Consider the following 19763-nt stretch of genomic DNA (forward strand, 5'->3'; position numbering starts at 1 on the left):
ATATTGGTTCGACATCGTTCAATGGCCGGGATGCGACCATTCGCTTGGCAAAGTGAAGGGTTTGTCCCGCGGGCCATGCTTCTATCCCTTCCCATACGAGGCTTGCCAAACCTCGCACTGGCTCTCGTCAACCTGGGCTGTTTGATGGCTCTGCTCAGGCAGGTGACAGAGTGATAATCTCTTCGGTCACGGCATCAACCGCGATTTGGCTGTAGGCGAGCGGGACGTATTGGCCCTCTGCCCAGAGCGGTGCGAGATCGTCCAGATGTGATGTGCCTTGTAGCCCCGACTGGCCGGGCGCGTTAATCCAGACGCTGTTATCCCAGGCACCGACATCAATGACCATGCGCACCGAGGCACCGACGCGGACGCGGTAGTCGGACGCTTCGTAGTGCGCCAGCATAATGGATGTGCTGCTTCCTCCTTTTGGCCAGGGCCCAAGAGAAAGCTCTGGCAGCGCATGATCGAAGTAACCTTGATGCAATTGGCCCCACGCCCAGTTTTCCGCGGGGCCAAAGCGAGCTTTGGCTTCTTCATGAGCGCGCCGCAACGTGTCCGACAGAAACGCCTCGCGGTCTGCCTGTGTCGAAAGCCCTGCGCGATCGGTCAGTTTGGGGTGTTGGCCTTCGAGCAATGCGGTGATCACCGGGATGTTTCCCGGAACGAGGTAGCGGCGCAATGCGTCGTCTGGTGCGATACGCTTCAGTAGTGCGGGGCGCAGGTGCGAGGAAAGCCAGAGCTCAAAAAGCAACGCGGGCGCGGATTGTGCTTGGGATCTTCCATCCCAGTCGCGCAGTATATCGGCTCCGGTGACATCGTCGGGCAAAAGCGCGATCAGGCGCGGCGCGAAGGGAGAAAACGTATCTGTCTGCAAGGCGCAGCTGCTGGCCACGTCGTGCCCGCCAGAACCCGCGGCAAGCGCTTCGGCAATGCGGGCGGCACGCAAGTCTTCGAACCACTCATGGCCCACCGTCACGTCAGCGGGCCATTCTTCGGGCAGGTTCATCTCGTTCGCGGAACACACGAAGCCCGCCTCGGGCGCGTCGAGGCAGGGCAGGTCGGCGGCCGTGATGAACCCCTGCCATTCAAAGCGCCCGTCACCTGCGGCGGGAACCAGGCCGCGCCAGCCTGTTCGACGAGGCACAAAGCCTGCAGCCTGCCAGCCGAAATCGCCGTCGGTGTCCGCATAGACAAGGTTTACAGTGGGCGCGCCCCAGCGCGTGGCGTCTTGCTTGAATTGATCGAAACTCCGCGCGCGCATGGTCGCAAGGCTGGCCAGATACGGGGCTGTGCCTGGCTCGGAAAATACGGTGCGAACGGCAACGGCGCGGTTTGCGTCCCGCCAAACCACGGGCCCGTGGCGGGTGAAAGACAGGTCCAGTACCTGATCGGGATGGCCGCGCACTTCGAAGCTCTCCGTCTCGCTGCGCATCTCTTCCCACCTGTCCTGATAGCGGTAGTGGTCAGGGCGGTCCGGGTCGGTATCATAGACCATGACATCTTCCTGATCGGCGCAGAAGATCGTCAGGCTAAAGGCGGCATGACCGTTGTGACCTGCCATTATGCCGGGAGATGATGGCTCGCCCGCGCCGATGATGTCGAGCCCGGGGGCGGTCATATGCACCATGTAGCGCAGCGACGGGGCGGCATGGGCGCGGTGCGGGTCGCTTGCCATGATGGGACGCCCGGATGCTGTGTGCCTGCCGGAAATGACCCAGTTGTTCGAACCTTCGATGGCGATCGACCGGATCACGGTTTTGGCGGCGTTGACCTGCGACCAGCGAGGCGCGTCCTCCAAAGATGCGGCCAGTCGTTCAGGCGAGAAGCTGACCGGTGCCATGGCCAGATCGAGGACGGCGAGCGCGTCGGCGGGAAGGTCCGAGCCTGCGTTGAGCTGCCACTCTGCCGGATCCACCGATGGATTGAGCGGCGCGCGCAAAAGATCGGTTTCGGCATCGGCCCGTGCGAGAACCTTCGCGCGCGCCAGTTCCGAGGCCGCGTTGCGCACGAGGCAATGCGTGCGGATACGCACTACATCCTCGGGCGCCCAGTGTTCGGGCGCCGTGCTCATTCGATCGAATTCCTCTGGAAGAGGCATACGCCCTGCGATGACCTCGTCGATCGCAGCGTTGATGCCATTCGCGAAAGCGGTGCAAGTCTCCTGCGTGTCTTCGCAATAGGCGGACCACTCGGCCTCCATCGGACCACGATAGAGAAACAGACGCGCCGCGCGATCCTGCATCAGGTAGCCTGGGCCAAAATCGGCTGCCAGCCGCCCCAGGCCGCGCTTTCGCCAAAGATCTATTTGCCAGAGCCGGTCACGCGCGGCGTTGAAGCCTTGCGTGAAAAATGCGTCGTGAACCGATTGGGCGCGGATATGCGGAAGACCCCACCGGTCAACGTGAATGCTTGCGGGCGCACGCAGGCCGCTCAGATCAAAGTTCGCCATCTGTCATTCCCTGAATGCGCAATTGTCCGGTGCAAGTCTGCCGCAGGCGGGCCGGTCCCGACAAGAGCGGACGAGTTCCATTACCCGCAAGTGCGGCATTGATTTTCCCGGAGGTCATGCAAAGCTGCCGGCACGTGAAGGGCGCCTTGGCCCTCGCGTACCCGAAACTCATTCGTCAGAAGGAGCCCGGCATGAAAGTACTGATCGCGGGACTTGCGACCGAAACCAACAGCTTTTCCCCTATTCCAACCGGGCGGTTGGCCTTTGAGGACAGCTTTGTCAGCCGGAAGGCGACGCAAGAAGCGCCAAACCTGTTCTCGGCTCCTCAGCATGAATGGCGTCGCTTGGCCGAGGCACGGGGCTGGGAAGTGATCGAAAGTCTTTCTGCCTTTGCTCAGCCTGCCGGGCCCACGATCCGCGAAACCTACGAAGCCTATCGGGACGAGATCCTCGCCGATATCGAGGCCGCGCGGCCCGACATCCTGCTTCTTTCCATGCATGGTGCAATGATTGCCGAAGGGTACGACGATTGCGAGGGTGACACGCTCAAGCGGGCGCGCTCGATCCTTGGCAAGGGCGCAGTGATCGGGCTGGAGATAGACCCGCACAACCATCTCACTGCTGATATGCTGGAGGCCGCCGACCTGATCGTGTCTTACAAGGAGTATCCGCATACTGACGGGCATTTGCGGGCGCAGGAACTTTTTGCTCTGGCCGCAGATACTGCGGAGGGCAAGATAAGGCCTGTGATGCGCGACTATGACTGCCGAATGATCGCGATGTTTCATACCACACGCGCCCCGATGCGTGGTTTCGTCGACGACATGCAGGCGCGCGAAGGCCATGGCGGTGTTTTGTCGCTCTCGCTCACCCACGGATTCCCTTGGGGGGATTGCGCGCGTGTCGGTGCGCGGATGCTGGCCATCACCGATGGTGATGCGGCAGGGGCGGAGGCCGTGGCGCGTGAGTTCGGCGAGAAGCTGTGGAGTCTGCGGGACGAGATCTATGTCGACTGGCCGTCAATCCCCGAAGCAGTCGATCACGCGGTGGCGGCCAATGCGACACCCGTTGTGCTGGCTGACTTCGCCGACAATGCCGGAGGGGGTGCGCCGGCGGACTCGACCTTTGTGTTGCGCGACATTCTTGAGCGCGGGTTGCGCAACGTGGCCATCGGCATCTTCTGGGATCCGGTCGTTGTGCGGATGTGCCAGGATGCGGGCGTGGGCGCGCGCATGCAGGTAAGGCTGGGCGGCAAGATCGGCGCTATGTCGGGAGATCCGCTGGATCTGATGGTGACCGTTCGGGGCGTGCGGGAAAACATGACCCAGAAGATGGGCGAAGGGCAGATGCCGATGGGCACTGGCGTTTGGCTTGAGAAAGAGGGTGTGCATATCGTTGTCAGCGACCGCAGGACACAGGCCTTTCATCCGATGTGCTTTACCGATCTGGGAGTTGATCTGTCCCGGATGCGCTTGATCGTCGTGAAATCGTCGCAGCATTTCCATGCGGGATTTGCTCCGATCGCGGCAGAGGTTGTCTATATCTCCGGCCCCGGTGCGATCACGCCGGATTACGCAAACATTCCTTACACGAAACGGGATCCGAACTACTGGCCCAAGGTGGCCGACCCGTTTTCAGCGCGCTGAAATCCGCAGCGCAGGTGCCTGTTTGGATGACGTTGGGTCAATAATTTCGTTGATTTGACAACTTCATCGTTTGACAGGTCCGGATTGATTTCGAATAGTTGGTCAGGCGCACAGAAGTTGCGCCAATAACCGACTGGGAGACATTAATGTTCAACTCATCTCGACGCGGTGCTCTGCGGAGCGCCGTCGGTGCGATGGTTCTCAGCCTTGGGGTGGCCTTTTCGGGGCCTGCCGCTCAGGCGGAGACTGTCCTGACGGCCGTGCCGCATTCCGACCTGAAAATCCTCGATCCGATCTGGACGACCGCCTACATCAGCCGCAACCATGGATACATGGTTTATGACACGCTTTTCGCACTGGATGCGGAGGGCAACGTTCAACCTCAGATGGTCGACACTGTGACCACGTCTGATGATGGTCTGACCGTGACGATGACACTGCGCGACGGGCTGACCTGGCACGACGGCGCCGCGGTAACTGCGGCGGACTGCGTTGCGTCGATCAACCGTTGGGGGTCGAAAGACGCCATGGGTCAGAAAATGATGAGCTTTGTCTCATCGCTCGAAGCGACGGACGACAAGACCATCACGTTCAAGCTGAATTCTCCGACCGGCCTCGTGACGCTGGCACTGGCAAAGCCAAGTTCCAACGTACCGTTCATGATGCCCGAACGCGTGGCAAATACGCCATCCTCGGAGCAGATCGCGGATTACACCGGCTCGGGTCCCTTCGTTTTCCGCGAAGACCTCTGGGAGCCGGGCACCAAGATCGTTTACGAAAAGTTCGACGATTACATGCCGCGCGCTGAACCCGCATCGGGCCTCGCAGGGGGCAAGGTCGCCAAGGTCGACCGTGTCGAATGGCTGCCGATCCGCGATCACCAGCAGGCGGTTAACGCGCTGAAAGCGGGTGAGATCGACTATATCGAAGCAGTCCCTCACGATCTCTTGCCGCTCGTGACGGATGATCCGAACCTGACCATTGACGATTTCAACCCGTCGGGGAACCAGTTCACCTTCCGCTTCAACGTCCTGCACCCGCCGTTCGACAATCCGAAGATGCGCCAGGCTCTGCTCTACGCCTTCAACCAGGAGGATTTCGTGCAGGCCGTCGTGGGCGATCCGGAGTATTACCAGCTCTGCAAGGCGCTGTTTGGATGCGGCATGCCGTTTGAGTCGACCGCCGGGATGGATGGCATCTTGGAGTCGAACTTTGAAAAGGCGCGCGAGCTTATCGCGGAGTCGGGCTATGATGGTGAGCCGATCCTGCTGATGCACTCGACAGACCTTGCCGTTCTGACCAACCTTGCGCCCGTCGCCAAGGATCTGATGGAAGCTGTGGGTCTGAACGTCGACATGCAGTCAATGGACTGGCAGACACTGGTGGCACGTCGTTCAAAGCAGGACGCACCGGCAGATGGCGGGTGGAATGCCTTCATCACGTCCTGGACCACGGGCGACCTCTTCAATCCTGTGGCATCGGCCTTCCTGAACTCCAGCTGCGAAACAGCTCTCTTTGGCTGGCCATGCGATGACAAGATCGAAGAACTGCGTGACGCTTTTGCCCGCGCCACGTCTGTCGAGGAGCAAAAGCAGATCGTCGATCAGGTTCAGCAGGCATGGTATGACTACCCGACCCATATTCACCTGGGTCAGTGGACCGGCCGTGCGGCGATGCAAAACAATGTCTCCGGGGTGCTGCCGACAGGCGCGGCCACGTTCTGGAACATCTCGAAGGACTGATCGCGGTATCAGACCTCCGGCGGCGTGCTTGCTTGCGCCGCCGGACCTCTCTCACTACTGACGATTGGGTGATCCGGCATGGTATCTTACCTCCTGCGCCGCGTGATCGCGACCATACCGGTCATGCTGCTGGTTGCCATCTTCATCTTTCTGTTGCTGCGCCTGACCCCAGGCGACCCGGCGACGATCATCGCGGGCGACTATGCCAATGACGAACAGGTTGCCGAAATTCGCGAGAACCTGGGTCTCGACAAGCCGATCATCAGCCAGTTTTTCGTTTGGATCGGCAACATCGCACAGGGCGATTTCGGTGAGAGCTTTTTCTACAAGAAAGATGTCAGCGAGCTGATCTCGGCGCGTTTGGAGCCGACGTTGTCGCTGTCGATCCTGACGATCATCCTTACCGTGTCGATCGCGGTGCCGCTCGGCACGCTCGCCGCCTACAAGCAGGGCAGCTGGATCGACCGGGGGATCATGGGCTTTTCCGTGCTGGGCTTTTCGCTGCCCGTCTTCGTGATCGGCTATGCGTTGATTTATCTTTTCTCGATCCAACTCGGTTGGCTGCCGGTCCAGGGCTACCAGCGCATGAGCGAGGGCTTGGGCGGTTGGCTATACCGGCTGATCCTTCCTTCCTGCGCGTTGTCAGTCGTGTTTGTGGCTTTCATCGCCCGAATGACCCGTACCAGCGTGCTGGAGGTCTTGGGAGAGGACTACGTTCGAACGGCGCGTGCCAAGGGCCAGACTGAAACCCGTGTTCTGATGCGTCACGCCCTGCGAAATGCAGCGGTGCCGATCGTGACCGTGATCGGGTTGTCCTTTGCGGTGCTTATCGGGGGTGTGGTGGTGACGGAATCAGTGTTCACCATCCCCGGCTTGGGCCTTCTGACGGTCGAGGCGGTGCTGGCCCGCGACTTTCCCACGATCCAGGCGGTTATCCTGCTATTCTCCCTGATCTACGTTCTGATCAACCTCGTCATCGATGTCAGCTATACGCTGCTAGACCCAAGGATCCGCTACTGATGTCAGCCGCTGCGATCTCTCCCGCCCGGCAGACCCTGCGCCGGATGTTTCAGAACTCATCCGTTCTTGTCGGTGGAGCGCTGGTTCTGATTGTCGTGTTGATGGCCTTGCTTGCGCCTGCGCTTGGCACGCGTGACCCCTCTGCCATTTCGCCGAAAGACCGCAACCAGCCGCCCGGTTACGAGACAACCGTACGTGACCGCGAGACCGGGCAGAAGGTGGCGGTTGAATACAAGCTGGGATCGGACACGCTGGGACGTGATGTCTATAGCCGCATCATCTATGGCGCGCGCATCTCCTTGATCGTTGGCTTGTCAGTTGCGACCATCGCCATCGTGATCGGCATGGCGATTGGCGTGCTCGCAGGTTACGTCCGCTGGCTTGACGGGATCATCATGCGGGTAATGGATGGGCTGATGGCGATCCCGGCCATCCTTCTTGCCATCGCGGTCGTCTCGCTCTTCAGTGCCGGTTTGCTTAGCGTGATCATCGCGATCGTGGTGCCGGAGGTGCCACGAGTTGTGCGGCTTGTCAGGTCCATCGTGCTGTCGATCCGCGAGGAACCCTATGTCGAGGCGGCGATAACAGCAGGCACGCGAACGCCGACCTTGTTGGTCCGGCACGTTCTGCCTAACACGATTGCGCCGCTGATCGTCCAGGGAACTTTCATCGTCGCATCCGCAATCATCGTGGAGGCGATCTTGAGCTTTCTGGGCATCGGCATCCCGCCGGAGATCCCCACCTGGGGCAACATCATGGCCGAAGGGAGGGCGGTGTTCCAACTCTATCCGCATAACATTCTTTACCCGGGGATCATCCTTGCGATCACCGTTCTGGCGGTGAACATGTTGGGCGACGGCTTGCGCGATACGCTCGATCCGCGATTTGCGAAACGGGTATGAGGCCGAACGCATGACAGAGCAGAACTACGTTCTTGAGGTCGATGGGCTGACCGTCAGCTTGCCGTCCAACGCTGACCGACCCAATGCCGTTGAAGGCATAAGCATCACCGTCGCTCCGGGCGAGATCGTGTGCGTTGTAGGTGAAAGCGGGTCGGGCAAGTCTGTCACCGCGTCAGCGGTCATGGGGCTTTTGCCCAATGCGTTGAGGCCGACCGCGGGCCAGACCCTGTTGGAAGGCGAAGACACTCTGAAGGCTGACAAAGGCCGTCTGCGCGACTTGCGGGGTACCCGCATGGCGATGATCTTTCAGGAGCCGATGACGGCGCTCAACCCCGTGACGCGGGTGGGCGAACAGATTGCCGAGGTTCTGGAAATTCATACCACGATGTCGGCAGCAGAGCGCCGCCAACGCGCGATCGAGATCATGGATGCCGTGCATCTGCCGGACCCGGAGAAGATGGTGGATGCCTTTCCGCATCAACTTTCGGGCGGACAACGACAGCGCATCATGATCGCGATGGCACTGGTGCTGGACCCATCTTTGTTGATTGCGGACGAGCCGACAACCGCTTTGGATGTAACCACGCAAGCTCAGATCCTCAAACTGATCAAGGAGATGCAGGAGCGGCGCGGCACTGGCGTGTTGTTCATCACCCATGATTTTGGCGTCGTGGCGGAAATCGCCGACCGCATTGTGGTCATGCAACATGGGCGCATCGTCGAGGCGGGGGATCGGGACGCTGTGCTGCGGCGACCCAAAGAACGCTATACGCAGATGCTCATGCAGTCTGTCCCGTCGATGACGCCACCCGAACGCAGCGCCAAGACGAGCGAACGGGCGGTGGAAGTGTCGGCGCTGAACAAGATTTATGGACGGACCGGCTGGCTGTCGAAGGACCGCATCGTACATGCGGTGCAGGATGTAGATCTTGAAGTGCGCAAGGGTGAGACGCTGGGCATCGTTGGTGAAAGCGGCTCGGGCAAGTCCACCGTTGCACGTTGTATCGCACGGCTGATCGATCCGACCTCGGGCTCGATCAACCTGCACGGGACCGAAATTGCGACGCTGTCCCAAGGTCAGCTTCACCCGCACCGCCGAAAGATCCAGATCGTTTTTCAGGATCCCTATCGATCACTCAACCCGCGCCGCACGATCGGTCAATCTCTCATTGAGGCACCGATGAATTACGGCATCTCGCAGGAGCAGGCGACGCAGTCCGCGCGCGATCTGATGGAGCTTGTGGGCCTGTCTGGTGACGCGCTAGAACGCTATCCGCACCAGTTTTCCGGTGGGCAGAGGCAAAGGATTTGCATCGCCCGGGCTCTGGCAGTTGAACCAGAGGTCCTGATCGCGGACGAGGCCGTGTCAGCGCTTGATGTTTCGGTGCAGGCGCAAGTTCTGGAACTGCTGGACGATATCCGGGTCAGGTACAATCTGGCCATGCTGTTCATTACCCATGATCTGCGCGTTGCGGCACAGATCTGTGATCGGCTGATCGTGATGCAGAAAGGTGTGGTCGTAGAGCAGGGGCCAACGCGGCGGGTCTACCAGGACCCGCAGCATGCTTATACACGCCTTTTGTTGGAAGCGGCCCCCGGCCAAGGCATGACGTTCGGGGCGGAGATCGAAGCAGCCGCCGTTCAAGGGAGTTGAGAAATGAATACATTGCCCGTCATCGATGAAAGCCGGAGCGAGCTTGAAGCCATCTTCAAGGATCTGCACGCGCATCCTGAAATCGGGTTTACCGAGACGCGCACGGCCGCCATCGTAGCCGAAAAGCTGCGCGATTATGGCGTCGATGAAGTACATGAGGGGGTCGGGCAGACCGGCGTCGTCGCGCTGATCCGCGGCAAGGGCGACGGCAATCGCCGGGTCGGGTTGCGCGCCGATATGGACGCCTTGCCGATCCACGAGGAAACCGGTCTCGACTATGCTTCGACCAGTCCGGGCGTCATGCATGCCTGCGGGCATGACGGCCATACGACCATGCTGTTGGGTGCGGCCAAGCATCTGGCCAAAACCCGCGATTTTTCAGGCACTGCCGTGCTGATCTTCCAGCCTGCCGAAGAGGGGCTTGGAGGTGCGCGCGGCATGCTTGCCGACGGTCTTTTCGAACGGTTTCCTTGTGATGAGGTTTACGGTATGCACAACTGGCCGAACGGCGAGCCGGGCAAATTCGGCATCGTGAAAGGCGCGGCGATGGCCGGAGCCAGCTTTTTTGATATCCACATCAAGGGCAAGGGCAGCCATGGTGCCATGCCGCAGGACAGTCGTGATCCTCTAATCGTCGCCAGCGCCCTTGTCGGACAGATCCAGACGATCGTATCGCGCAACGTGGCACCTCTCGATGCATGCGTCGTGTCGGTAACGCAGATCCATTCAGGATCGGCTTACAACGTGGTGCCGGACACAGCGACGCTGGCCGGCACGATACGCTATTTCAAGGATGACGTCTGCGCCCTGGCAGAGGCCCGGATGCAGGCGCTATGCGATGGAATCGCGGCAGCATTCGACGTGGAGATCCGGCTCGAGTTACGTAACATTTTCAATGTCCTGAAGAACGACGCAGACTTGTCAGATGCATACATGGAGGCCGCGAGCGACATCGTTGGCGAGGACAACGTGATCGAACGCGCCGAACCGGTGACAGGCTCGGAAGACTTTGCCGACATGCTGCGTGTGGTGCCGGGTGCATATTGCACATTGGGCCATCTCGGCACGGTACCGGTTCACAATCCAGGTTACGTTCTTGACCCCGGTATTCTGCCTGTGGGTGCTTCGATCCTCGCCCGGATCGTGGAGCGCCGGCTGGCGCCTGCCGCGTGATCGCCATGTCATATCTCGACCTCCCTTTTGACACGGATGTGATGCTGGCGGGGCTGAAACCCTGGGTCGAATGCGAAAGCCCAACTTTTGATGCCGCCGCGGTCAACCGAATGATGAGCCTAGCTGCTTATGACTTGTCGCAGATGGGAGTTGTTGAACGGATACCGGGGCGGATGGGCTTCGGTGACAGTTTGCGGGTGCGACTGCCGCATCCCAAGGCGGGTGAGCCGGGGATCCTGATCGCGGGGCATATGGATACGGTGCACCCCGTCGGCACGCTGAACCACCTGCCGTTCCGCATTGACGGGGATATCTGCTATGGCCCCGGTATCCAGGACATGAAAGGCGGCAATTTCTGCGCGGTCGAAGCGCTGCGCCAGATCGAACGCGCGGGGCTGCAGACATCTTTGCCTGTGACGATCCTCTTCACCCCTGACGAGGAAGTTGGCACGCCATCGACGCGGGAATTGATCGAGGCCGAGGCCGCGCGCAACCGTTATGTTCTGGTTCCTGAACCGGCTCATCCGGATGGCGGCGTGACGATCGGTCGGTACGCCATTGCGCGGTTCAATCTTCGCACTGTCGGGCGGCCCAGCCATGCCGGCGCCCGTCTGGCCGACGGCAGGTCGGCCATTGCCGCGATGGCTCGTCGTATTGGCGAGATCGAGGCGATGACCGGTCCCGACTGCACCTTCAGCGTCGGTGTGATCCACGCAGGTCAGTGGGTGAACTGCGTATCGTCCAGTTGCGATGCCGAAGTGCTGAGCATGGCGAAACGTCAGGAAGACCTGGATGATGGCGTTACGCGGATGCTTGCGCTCGCGGGCGAAGCCGATGACGTTGTTTTCGAAGTGACGCGTGGCGTGACGCGACCCGTCTGGAAGCCTGATCAACCCGGTACGATGCAGATGTACGATCTTGCGCGCGAGATTGCCGGGGAGATCGGTTTCGATCTACCCTGCGCCAGTGCTGGTGGTGGCTCGGACGGGAATTTCACGGGCGCGATGGGGATCGCAACGCTGGACGGTCTGGGCGTTCGGGGCGCAGGCCTCCACACGCTCACCGAGCGTATCGAGGTTGCGAGCCTGCCCGAACGTGCCCGGTTGATGGCGGGGCTTCTGCTTCGGTTGGAATAGGCAACGATATGATGTGAAAGGCGTATTGAACCTGGCGCAAGGCGGTTTGAGGCGCATAGACGTTTGTAGCCATGTAGTGTTGACGCCTACCGTATCTTTGGGCCGATGCGATTGTCACTAATGTATTTCAAGTACGGTCGTCTAAAATCACCCTTCGGCTATCGTGCAGAACTGACGGTAAGAATCCGTAACCGGATTGGCTTGTCGAGGCCGTTCGCTACGCTGTTGCAGCAGCCGCCACAGGGCAATCACGGATATCAGCGTCCTCTTGCTCCCAAAGCCGGGGTGTTGCCGGATCAGTCCATTCGTTGTACCCTGAACTGGGGGAGAGCGATCCATGTGGCGGATTGTTGCCAAGTTCCTGGGACTGTTGTTTCTGTTTAAGGCCGCTCATGCGGGTCCTTTGTTTGATGCAGCAGAAATGGGTGAAACAACGACCGTCCGAGCCCTTTTGGAAAGCGGTGCGTCCGTCGATGAACGGGGGCCGAACGCGGCCACCCCATTGATCGTGGCAGCTTTGGCCGGAAAGTCGGAAACCGCCGCTGTTCTCGTCGACGCCGGTGCCGATGTCATGGCGCGCAATCGTAGCGGGTTCACACCCCTGCACGCAGCGGCCTATGGCGGTCAAATCGATGTAGCAAGGCTACTGATGGCCAATGGGGCGGATATCAACGCCAACACGAACCGCGCAGGAAAGACGCCGATCTACATGGCGGCCGACGAGGGCCATATCGACGTCGTGAAACTCCTGCTCGCCGAGGGCGCGGATGTCAGCAACGTGGACAAGAGCGGGTTCACCGTTTTGATCCGGGCAATGTTTCGAAAACGCTATGATGTTGTCTCAGTGCTCAAAAACCATGGTGCCAGATGCCCGCCACCGGAGGCGTTCGGCGATGAATTTCATCGTGCGTGCGAGCAAGCTGGTGAGTAGGGGAGGTTGAAGCCGTGAATATTCGTATATTCTTCGCAGGGTTTTGCCTTGCAGTTACCGCAACGGCCGCTGCCGCTGATGATCCGGTAAACACTGGACCTTTCGGGGAGGTGGCGATCAAGGGTTATGATACCGTCGCCTATTTCACGGAAAGCCGTGCGATCAAAGGTTCCAGCGATTTTGCGTATGAATGGCTCGATACACCTTGGCATTTTCACAGCGCAAAGAACCTTGAACTATTCAGGGCCAATCCCGTCAAATACGCCCCTCAATATGGAGGCTACTGTGCTTTGGGCGTAGGGCTGGGAACCCATGCGTCCGAAAACATCGACCCTGAAAACTCATGGCGGATCATTGATGGGAAGCTCTATTTCATTTCCGACCCGACTGGTGCTGAAATGCTCGACGGTCCCGGAGGTGATGCCGTCTTGGCCAAGGCGGACGCCAACTGGGAAGAGGTAAAGCCTGTCGCCGAGATGGATTATTCCAACTGACTCTTTCACCCGCCTGGTGCGAAGTGAAACACGATGTGTCCGTTGACATAGGTGTAAGGGAAAGCGTCGTTGGACGAGCCCTCGGACTTTCCATAAATCGGGCCGCATTCAGCACGACCCAAGGCGACGCCCGGCCGCTGCAGGCAAAGCTCGTTGTCGTGTACGTAAGCGGATCCCGTCGCGAACATCATGGGTGAGCGGAGCGCCATCGTACCTCCCTGTGATATCTGCACTAGTCCGGCTCCGCGCCCTTCGAAATTTCCGCGCCAAACCTCTCCGGTAATCAACCCTGCGAGTTCGTCCCCCGAAAGCGCTTTGCGGGTCCCGGGCTGAAAATCAAAAGGCCACCTTTGCAAGCCTGCACGGATCATAGCCTCGATTATGTAGTCGAGGTCTTCCGGCCTACGGAAATGTGCAAACAGAACCCCGTAGAGTTCGGCCGAGACATGCGGGGCGTAGTTCTCGGATGCATCTATCGCTTCCTTCGCTTTCTCGGGCTGGTCTGCTTCGATATAGGCTGCGCCGAGTATGTTGAAGTAGTCCTCAACACCCTGAGAGCTGTCCCGGATATCTTCCAGGATTTCAACTGCGCGTGCGGGGTTTCCGCTCAGGATATAGGACAGGCTGGCAGTATGCCGTGAATAGGACGGCAATAGCGGATTGAGCCGTAGTGCCTTTTCGAACTGCCTTACCGCTTCCTCATGCCGACCTGCGAACGTATGCACGAAGCTGAGAGATAACAAAGCCGCAGCGTCTCCGGGTGCGTTTTCCACCGCGAATTGCGCGGATCTCAACGCTTCTTCGTATCTACGATCTACGGCCTGCAACTCCCCCAGAATAGCGAACGGCAATCCTGCCTCGGGATCGATTTCCAGCGCGCGGCTCGCATGTTCATATGCGCGCTTTCGGGCAACCGGATAAGCGAGTACATCGTCGTAATTGCGCTGCATGATCAAAGCCTCGGTCCGTGCCTGAGCGGCAAAGGCCCGGGCAAACTCAGGGTCGATAGACGTCGCCTTCGAGTACAACGCCAGCGCTTCTCTCAAACCGGGCCGGAAACCGCTGCGCGCAGCTTCTTCGGCCCTGAGAAAATAGTCGTAAGCTTCGAGGTTGGAAGTCGGAAGCCGGCCAATTCTCTGTTGCTCTGAAAGGGTCAGGACGACTTCCAGTTGATTGAGTGTCCAGGTGATAATGTCGTCTTCGATGGCGAAGACGTCTGACGCATCACGCTCCAGCCTTTCGGCCCAGAGTGTCTGCCCGGTCGTGGTATCCGTCAGCCGGGCATTGACGAAAACGCGTTCTCCCGCTTTGCGGACGCTTCCGTCCAGAACGTAGCGCACCCCAAGCTCACGACCGATTTCGTTGCTTTCGATCTCGCTATCCTTGTACGCGAAGGCCGTGTTGCTTCCGACCACCATAAGACCGGAGATCTTGGAGAAATCCGTAATCAGGTCGTCTGTCAGACCATCTGCGAGATAGCTTTCCTGTGGAGGGAGGCCGCGGTTCTTAAATGGCAGGACCAGCAGCGTTGGTTGCGTGATTTCCGCAATACCCGCATCGGCGTCGGACCTATCAATAAGCAAGGCGATATCGTCGCGAACCAAGAAAAGGGCCACCGCTATACAAGCCATAATAGCCACCAGTGCGACAATTCCTGTGATCCCTTTGTTTGAACGTGGGGACTCTGTGGGTTCGCCGGATGCGTCTGCCAGCCTGAAGACTGCTATTGGCTCGGGGATGTTCTTGAGTTGATGAATGCCAGCGGGTTCAAACGTCCGACTGACTTTTCCGCGCGTATATTCAAAGACTTCTCGGGAAATGCATATCCCGCCAGGTCGAGCCAGGGGTTCAAGCCGTGCCGCCTTGTTCACACCGTCACCAAAGATGTCATCTCCATCGATGATCAGGTCACCCATGTTGACGCCAATCCTGAGTTCGATCTGCCGTTCCGGTTGAGTGGTGGTGTTTCTTTTGCCAATGGCCGCTTGTACTTCAATGGCGGCTTCTACGGCGTCGACGACGCTCGCGAATTCGGCAAGCAGCCCATCGCCCAGCAGTTTGACGATCCGGCCGTTTCTCCCTTCGATCGTCGGGGTCATTATGGTCCGGCGCAGGTCGCCGAGGCGTTCGAACGTGCCCGCTTCATCCTCCGCCATCATGCGGCTATAGCCGACCACGTCTGCTGCGAATATGGCGGCAAGCCTTCGTTCCAAGATCGCCCCTCTCTTTCGAAGTTCCAGGCGGCGGCCTTGAGGGTAACAAGCTAGAGACATGATGGAAACTGCACCATGCTTATGTCGTTTCCGAACTTGCTCCTGCTAAGCGCTGCTTTTGCCGCCGGCACGGGCAATGATCTTCCGGACAAGACAGAGCTACTCCCAAGATCATTTGCGCGCCGCTTTGGGTTCCAAGAGACGCATATTCTTGCATGAATCGGTTGGGTGGAGCGGAAACCAAGCGAATCAATCCTTTGAGCGATCGGCCTTGATTGTTAAGCTTGATCAACCGGCGAGGTTTCGCCGTGATTAATGGCAGAGGTTTAGTCAATGTTGAGATTAATATCTGTAGCTGCCCTGACCTTGACCACCTTCCCGGCTCTGGCCCAGCTAAGACCATCCGCCGAGGACATCGCCGCGCTGCCCAAGACCTATTCACCCTATGTGGAGCGGAGTACGAGAAGCGGAGGCTTCGCCGAAAACCTGCTGTGGGGTGATACGCATCTTCATACGAGCTTCTCAATGGATGCGGGAATGATTGGCACGGCGCTGGGACCGGCAGATGCTTACCGTTTTGCGCGCGGAGAGACAGTGACTTCCAACACCGGGCAAAGGGTTCGCGCCGTGCGCCCGCTCGATTTCCTGGTGGTTGCGGACCATGCGGAGAACCTCGGGGTTCCGCTGCTTCTGGCCGAGGGCGACCCGGACCTGTTGAACACTGAATACGGACGACGCTTCTACGACCTGATCCAGTCGGGCGACGCCTATGGTGCCTATGATCTTTGGGGCCGTGAAGGCATGACGCAGTTTACAGATGTAATTGATGATGCGGACATAAACCGGACCACGTGGGATCGGCAGATCGAAATCGCCGAAGAGTTCAACGAGCCGGGGGTGTTCACGGCAATGCTTGGCTTTGAATGGACGATGAGCGGAACTCTTGAAGATCCGGGAAACTTGCATCGCGTGGTGGTCTTCCGTGATGGCGCCGATAAAGTCTCGCAGGTGTTGCCGTTTTCACTGTTCGACGGACAGGATGTCGAGCAGCTTTGGGCCTACATGCAAGGTTATGAGGACGCGACCGGAGGACAGGTTCTGGCGATCCCGCACAATGGCAATGTCTCGAACGGAAAGATGTTCGCCATCGAGCGGATGAATGGAGAACCGATCAACGCAGACTATGCCCGGATGCGGATGCGCTGGGAACCGCTGGTCGAAACCACCCAGATCAAGGGCGACAGCGAGGCTCATCCATTTCTGTCGCCAGAGGACGAGTTCGCGGATTACGGCACATGGGACAAGGCGGATATCGGAGGCATAATTCCCAAGAAACCCGAGATGTTGCCGCACGAATATACGCGAACAGCACTCCAAATCGGTCTGCAGCAACTTGGGGAAATCGGAGAAAACCCCTTCAAAATGGGACAGATCGGATCTTCTGACAGCCACACAGCCTTGTCGACGACCCGTGACGAGAACTTCTTTGGCAAGATGTCTTCCGGTGAACCAAGCCCGGACCGCCACAAGAGTTACGTCATCCAGGCCTTTGGTGGAGACGAAAGCCTGTCGACCTTCGAATATGACGTATTGGCATCGGGTCTTGCCGCTGTCTGGGCGCGCGAGAACACCCGCGAGGCGATTTTCGACGCAATGCAGCGCAAGGAGGTCTACGCGACTACCGGAACCCGGATAACCGTTCGCCTGTTCGGCGGTTGGGATTACGCAGAGGAAGAGCTTTACCGTCCGGACGTTGTCGAGATTGGGTACGACAGAGGCGTTCCCATGGGGGGCGATCTGCCGCCAGCGGCACAAGGTGCCAATGCTCCGGTCTTCATGGTCGGCGCGATGAAGGACGCGTGGTCGGGCAACCTCGACCGGATCCAGATTATCAAGGGATGGGTCGACGCCGGCGGGCAACGTCAGGAGCGCATCTATGACGTTGCTGTCTCTGACAGGCGCAAGATTGGCGCCGATGGGCGCGCGACCGGGCCGGTAGGGAACACAGTCGACGAAGCCGAGGCGACCTGGACCAACACGATAGGCGCCCCTGAGCTTCGCGCAGTTTGGAAAGACCCTGACTTCGACCCCAGCCTTCCGGCGGTGTATTACGCACGCGTTCTCGAAATCCCGACACCAACGTGGCAAGCATATGACGAAAAGCGCTTCGGCATCAAAATGGAGGCCGAAAGCGTTCCACGTAGCCACCAGGAACGCGCTTACACATCACCCATTTGGTACACCCCCGAGGGATGATGGTTGGGTAGGTCACGCCTGCATTTGTGACGACATGTTATGGTCGCATTCCTATGTATCTTCAGGCGCAATCGTTTTGACAGTCTTTGATGGCATCCTTTGCGGTTGGTCACAGATCTCCTGTCGAATTCGCGTTCAAGGTAAACTCGGTATGCGCCGCGGTCTTGGTTCGCTGGGCGTTGATCCATCGGAGATAGGCCTGGACGACGAAGGGTGAGCGCCTGCGCACCGCTTTCACAGAGCACTCGCGTGCTGCAATTTCCTTCTGTCAAAGTTGCTGTTGATTTGCACACCTTCTCATCGGGCGTGATCGCGCCGCAGGGGCTTCGTTCAACACCGACTTGTTCGGCCTCAGGCTATTGATTTAGCGCAAGGAACAATCTGGCGACTGTGTCAGATAATCTCCTCCAAGGGAGTTGGATGAAGGCTTTGCAACCAACTCAATTGCAGGGAGGGGAAGGTCATGGTCATCAGCGCAACGTTCGACGCGGGGCTGGAAGGATGGACGGTCAATAACGGAACCGAAGCCTACATGGCGACAGGAGGCAATCCAACCGGGCACATCACCGGTGCCGAGGGCGGCGGTGGTATTTGGGCTTATCTGGCCTCTGCGGCTTTTCTTGGTGACTTAGAGAGCTACTACGGCGGGACGCTCACGTTCGACATGAAGCAGGACGTCCTGACGTCACAATACTACGACGAAGCAGACGTGATCCTGACGGGCGGAGGATACACGATCGTCAACGATGCCGGTGACAACCCGGGTACTGACTGGACTTCTTACAGCTTGGACCTCGAACTGGGCGGTGGCTGGCGAATTGGCAGCGCGAGCGGAAGGATCGCGACCGAGGCCGAAATTCGCGCGGTTCTGGCAGACCTCACCAGTTTTTCTATCAGGGGAGAGTTTGTCTCCGGCACGACAGGGGATTTCAGCGCGCTGGACAATGTCGTGCTGACCGAGGGGATCCCGATACCGTGGGATGGCAATGCGCCTACCATAACGTCGACCTTCGATACGGATATTGACGGCTGGTCGTTCATCGCGGATGTCAGGGAATTTCGTCAGGTTGACGTCGGCGGGAACCCCGACGGCTATCTTGAAGGTGTCGACTATGCGACGGGCGAAGTCTGGTATTTCGTCGCCGCCGAAAAGTTCCTGGGAGACAAGAGTGCGTTTTACGGCGGCACGCTGTCCTTCGACTTGAGGCAGAGCTCACTGTCGAGCCAGTTTGATGCGAATGATGTGGTATTGATCGGAGGCGGGATCACCCTCGTCCTAAACCACGCTCATCCCGGGACCGACTGGACAAACTACTCGCTGGACTTGAGCACGGCTTCTGACTGGCGCGTTGGCACCGAAAGCGGTGCCGTTGCAACCGAGGTCGAGATACGCACGGTCCTGGCCAACCTCACCGCGCTGCATATCCGTGGCGAGTACGTGTCCGGATCGGATACGGGTGCGCTGGACAACGTGATCATGCAGGCGGCGGAGAATGTTCAACGCTTTACCCCGCCAAATCTGGCGACGCCGGTAGACAGCTACACGACGCTCGAGGCGGCCATTGCTGATGCAGCTTCAGGCGACCGGATCAAGGTTCTGACACCAGCCTTGCCAAGCACCAGCTCAGGTGGGGTCGCAGTTGATGTGAACGACCTGACCATCGAAGGAGCCCACCCATATGCCGAAGCTCTGCAATTGTCTGGCACCGCCCGAAAGCTGACACTTGCTGGTACTTCGCAGTTTGATGTCACCGGCACCGCGGGGTCGGATACGATCATCGGCAACGAAGGTGCGAACACGATCCTGGGCGGCAGTTCGGGCGATGATCTGCGCGGCGCTGGCGGCGCAGACGAGATCAGGGGCGGAGCTTATGCCGACACGATCCGTGCGGGCAACGGGAACGACACTGTCTACGGCGACAACGGGTTGGACGTGATCTACCTGCAATCGGGCCGTGACGTGTTCCACGACAACGATCAGGAAGGTCCTTTCGGTCACGACCTGATCTATGGCTGGACCGGGCAGGACACGATCCTTGCAAGGGGCGGCAATGACACGATCTGGGCCGGGCAGGATGCCGACAGCGTCGAGGGCGGGATCGGCGACGACCAGATCCACGGCGGCAGTTATGGCGACACGATCAAGG

General features: G+C 59.2%; 13 protein-coding genes. 11 read left to right on the plus strand and 2 right to left on the minus strand.

Going from position 1 to position 19763, the window contains the following annotated elements:
* Positions 1 to 154: 154 nt before the first annotated feature.
* Positions 155 to 2449, minus strand: a complete 2295-nt coding sequence (locus ACFORG_RS16450) for a penicillin acylase family protein (RefSeq protein WP_386736599.1) — start codon at positions 2447 to 2449, stop codon at positions 155 to 157.
* A gap of 191 nt (positions 2450 to 2640) precedes the next feature.
* Here ACFORG_RS16450 and ACFORG_RS16455 point away from each other — a divergent pair, with 191 nt between their 5' ends.
* From ACFORG_RS16455 to ACFORG_RS16495, 9 genes are all read left to right on the plus strand, one after another.
* Positions 2641 to 4095: a M81 family metallopeptidase gene (locus ACFORG_RS16455; RefSeq protein WP_386736600.1), complete on the plus strand. Its 1455-nt coding sequence runs from the start codon at positions 2641 to 2643 to the stop codon at positions 4093 to 4095.
* A 146-nt stretch (positions 4096 to 4241) separates the two neighbouring features.
* Positions 4242 to 5837: an ABC transporter substrate-binding protein gene (locus ACFORG_RS16460; RefSeq protein WP_386736601.1), complete on the plus strand. Its 1596-nt coding sequence runs from the start codon at positions 4242 to 4244 to the stop codon at positions 5835 to 5837.
* 78 nt (positions 5838 to 5915) lie between these two features.
* Entirely contained in the window at positions 5916 to 6857 is a 942-nt protein-coding gene (locus ACFORG_RS16465; RefSeq protein ID WP_386736602.1) for an ABC transporter permease, read from the plus strand.
* Positions 6857 to 7759: an ABC transporter permease gene (locus tag ACFORG_RS16470; RefSeq protein ID WP_386736603.1), complete on the plus strand. Its 903-nt coding sequence runs from the start codon at positions 6857 to 6859 to the stop codon at positions 7757 to 7759. Before ACFORG_RS16465 ends, ACFORG_RS16470 begins: the two co-directional genes overlap by 1 nt.
* A gap of 10 nt (positions 7760 to 7769) precedes the next feature.
* Positions 7770 to 9413: an ABC transporter ATP-binding protein gene (locus tag ACFORG_RS16475; protein WP_386736604.1), complete on the plus strand. Its 1644-nt coding sequence runs from the start codon at positions 7770 to 7772 to the stop codon at positions 9411 to 9413.
* 3 nt (positions 9414 to 9416) lie between these two features.
* The gene (locus tag ACFORG_RS16480) at positions 9417 to 10586 is read left to right on the plus strand and encodes a M20 aminoacylase family protein (RefSeq protein ID WP_386736605.1); all 1170 of its coding nucleotides are present in this window, start codon (positions 9417 to 9419) and stop codon (positions 10584 to 10586) included.
* 5 nt (positions 10587 to 10591) lie between these two features.
* Positions 10592 to 11722, plus strand: coding sequence for a M20/M25/M40 family metallo-hydrolase (locus ACFORG_RS16485; RefSeq protein ID WP_386736606.1), 1131 nt, complete (start codon positions 10592 to 10594; stop codon positions 11720 to 11722).
* A gap of 337 nt (positions 11723 to 12059) precedes the next feature.
* A complete protein-coding gene (locus tag ACFORG_RS16490) occupies positions 12060 to 12653 on the plus strand; it encodes an ankyrin repeat domain-containing protein (protein WP_386736607.1) in 594 nt (197 codons plus the stop codon).
* A 14-nt stretch (positions 12654 to 12667) separates the two neighbouring features.
* Positions 12668 to 13147, plus strand: coding sequence for a YHS domain-containing (seleno)protein (locus ACFORG_RS16495; protein WP_386736608.1), 480 nt, complete (start codon positions 12668 to 12670; stop codon positions 13145 to 13147).
* Between the two features lie 5 nt (positions 13148 to 13152).
* On the opposite strand, the gene ACFORG_RS16500 is transcribed toward ACFORG_RS16495, so the two are convergent.
* Positions 13153 to 15360, minus strand: coding sequence for an adenylate/guanylate cyclase domain-containing protein (locus ACFORG_RS16500; RefSeq protein ID WP_386736609.1), 2208 nt, complete (start codon positions 15358 to 15360; stop codon positions 13153 to 13155).
* 333 nt (positions 15361 to 15693) lie between these two features.
* Here ACFORG_RS16500 and ACFORG_RS16505 point away from each other — a divergent pair, with 333 nt between their 5' ends.
* Both ACFORG_RS16505 and ACFORG_RS16510 read left to right on the plus strand, forming a co-directional pair.
* Complete coding sequence (locus ACFORG_RS16505; RefSeq protein ID WP_386736610.1) at positions 15694 to 17616, plus strand: DUF3604 domain-containing protein; 1923 nt, start codon at positions 15694 to 15696, stop codon at positions 17614 to 17616.
* Between the two features lie 463 nt (positions 17617 to 18079).
* Positions 18080 to 19763 (plus strand): laminin B domain-containing protein (locus tag ACFORG_RS16510; RefSeq protein ID WP_386736611.1); only part of this gene is annotated, 1684 nt, incomplete at its 3' end.

This window comes from Lutimaribacter marinistellae (genome assembly GCF_042648365.1).
Classification (GTDB): Bacteria; Pseudomonadota; Alphaproteobacteria; order Rhodobacterales; family Rhodobacteraceae; genus Lutimaribacter_A; species Lutimaribacter_A marinistellae.

Excerpts from the sequence above, each read along its gene's own strand:
- ACFORG_RS16450 (WP_386736599.1), bottom strand. The coding sequence starts at position 2,449 with ATGGCGAACTTTGATCTGAGCGGCCTGCGTGCGCCCGCAAGCATTCAC.
- ACFORG_RS16455 (WP_386736600.1), top strand. The coding sequence starts at position 2,641 with ATGAAAGTACTGATCGCGGGACTTGCGACCGAAACCAACAGCTTTTCC.
- ACFORG_RS16460 (WP_386736601.1), top strand. The coding sequence starts at position 4,242 with ATGTTCAACTCATCTCGACGCGGTGCTCTGCGGAGCGCCGTCGGTGCG.
- ACFORG_RS16465 (WP_386736602.1), top strand. The coding sequence starts at position 5,916 with ATGGTATCTTACCTCCTGCGCCGCGTGATCGCGACCATACCGGTCATG.
- ACFORG_RS16470 (WP_386736603.1), top strand. The coding sequence starts at position 6,857 with ATGTCAGCCGCTGCGATCTCTCCCGCCCGGCAGACCCTGCGCCGGATG.
- ACFORG_RS16475 (WP_386736604.1), top strand. The coding sequence starts at position 7,770 with ATGACAGAGCAGAACTACGTTCTTGAGGTCGATGGGCTGACCGTCAGC.
- ACFORG_RS16480 (WP_386736605.1), top strand. The coding sequence starts at position 9,417 with ATGAATACATTGCCCGTCATCGATGAAAGCCGGAGCGAGCTTGAAGCC.
- ACFORG_RS16485 (WP_386736606.1), top strand. The coding sequence starts at position 10,592 with ATGTCATATCTCGACCTCCCTTTTGACACGGATGTGATGCTGGCGGGG.
- ACFORG_RS16490 (WP_386736607.1), top strand. The coding sequence starts at position 12,060 with ATGTGGCGGATTGTTGCCAAGTTCCTGGGACTGTTGTTTCTGTTTAAG.
- ACFORG_RS16505 (WP_386736610.1), top strand. The coding sequence starts at position 15,694 with ATGTTGAGATTAATATCTGTAGCTGCCCTGACCTTGACCACCTTCCCG.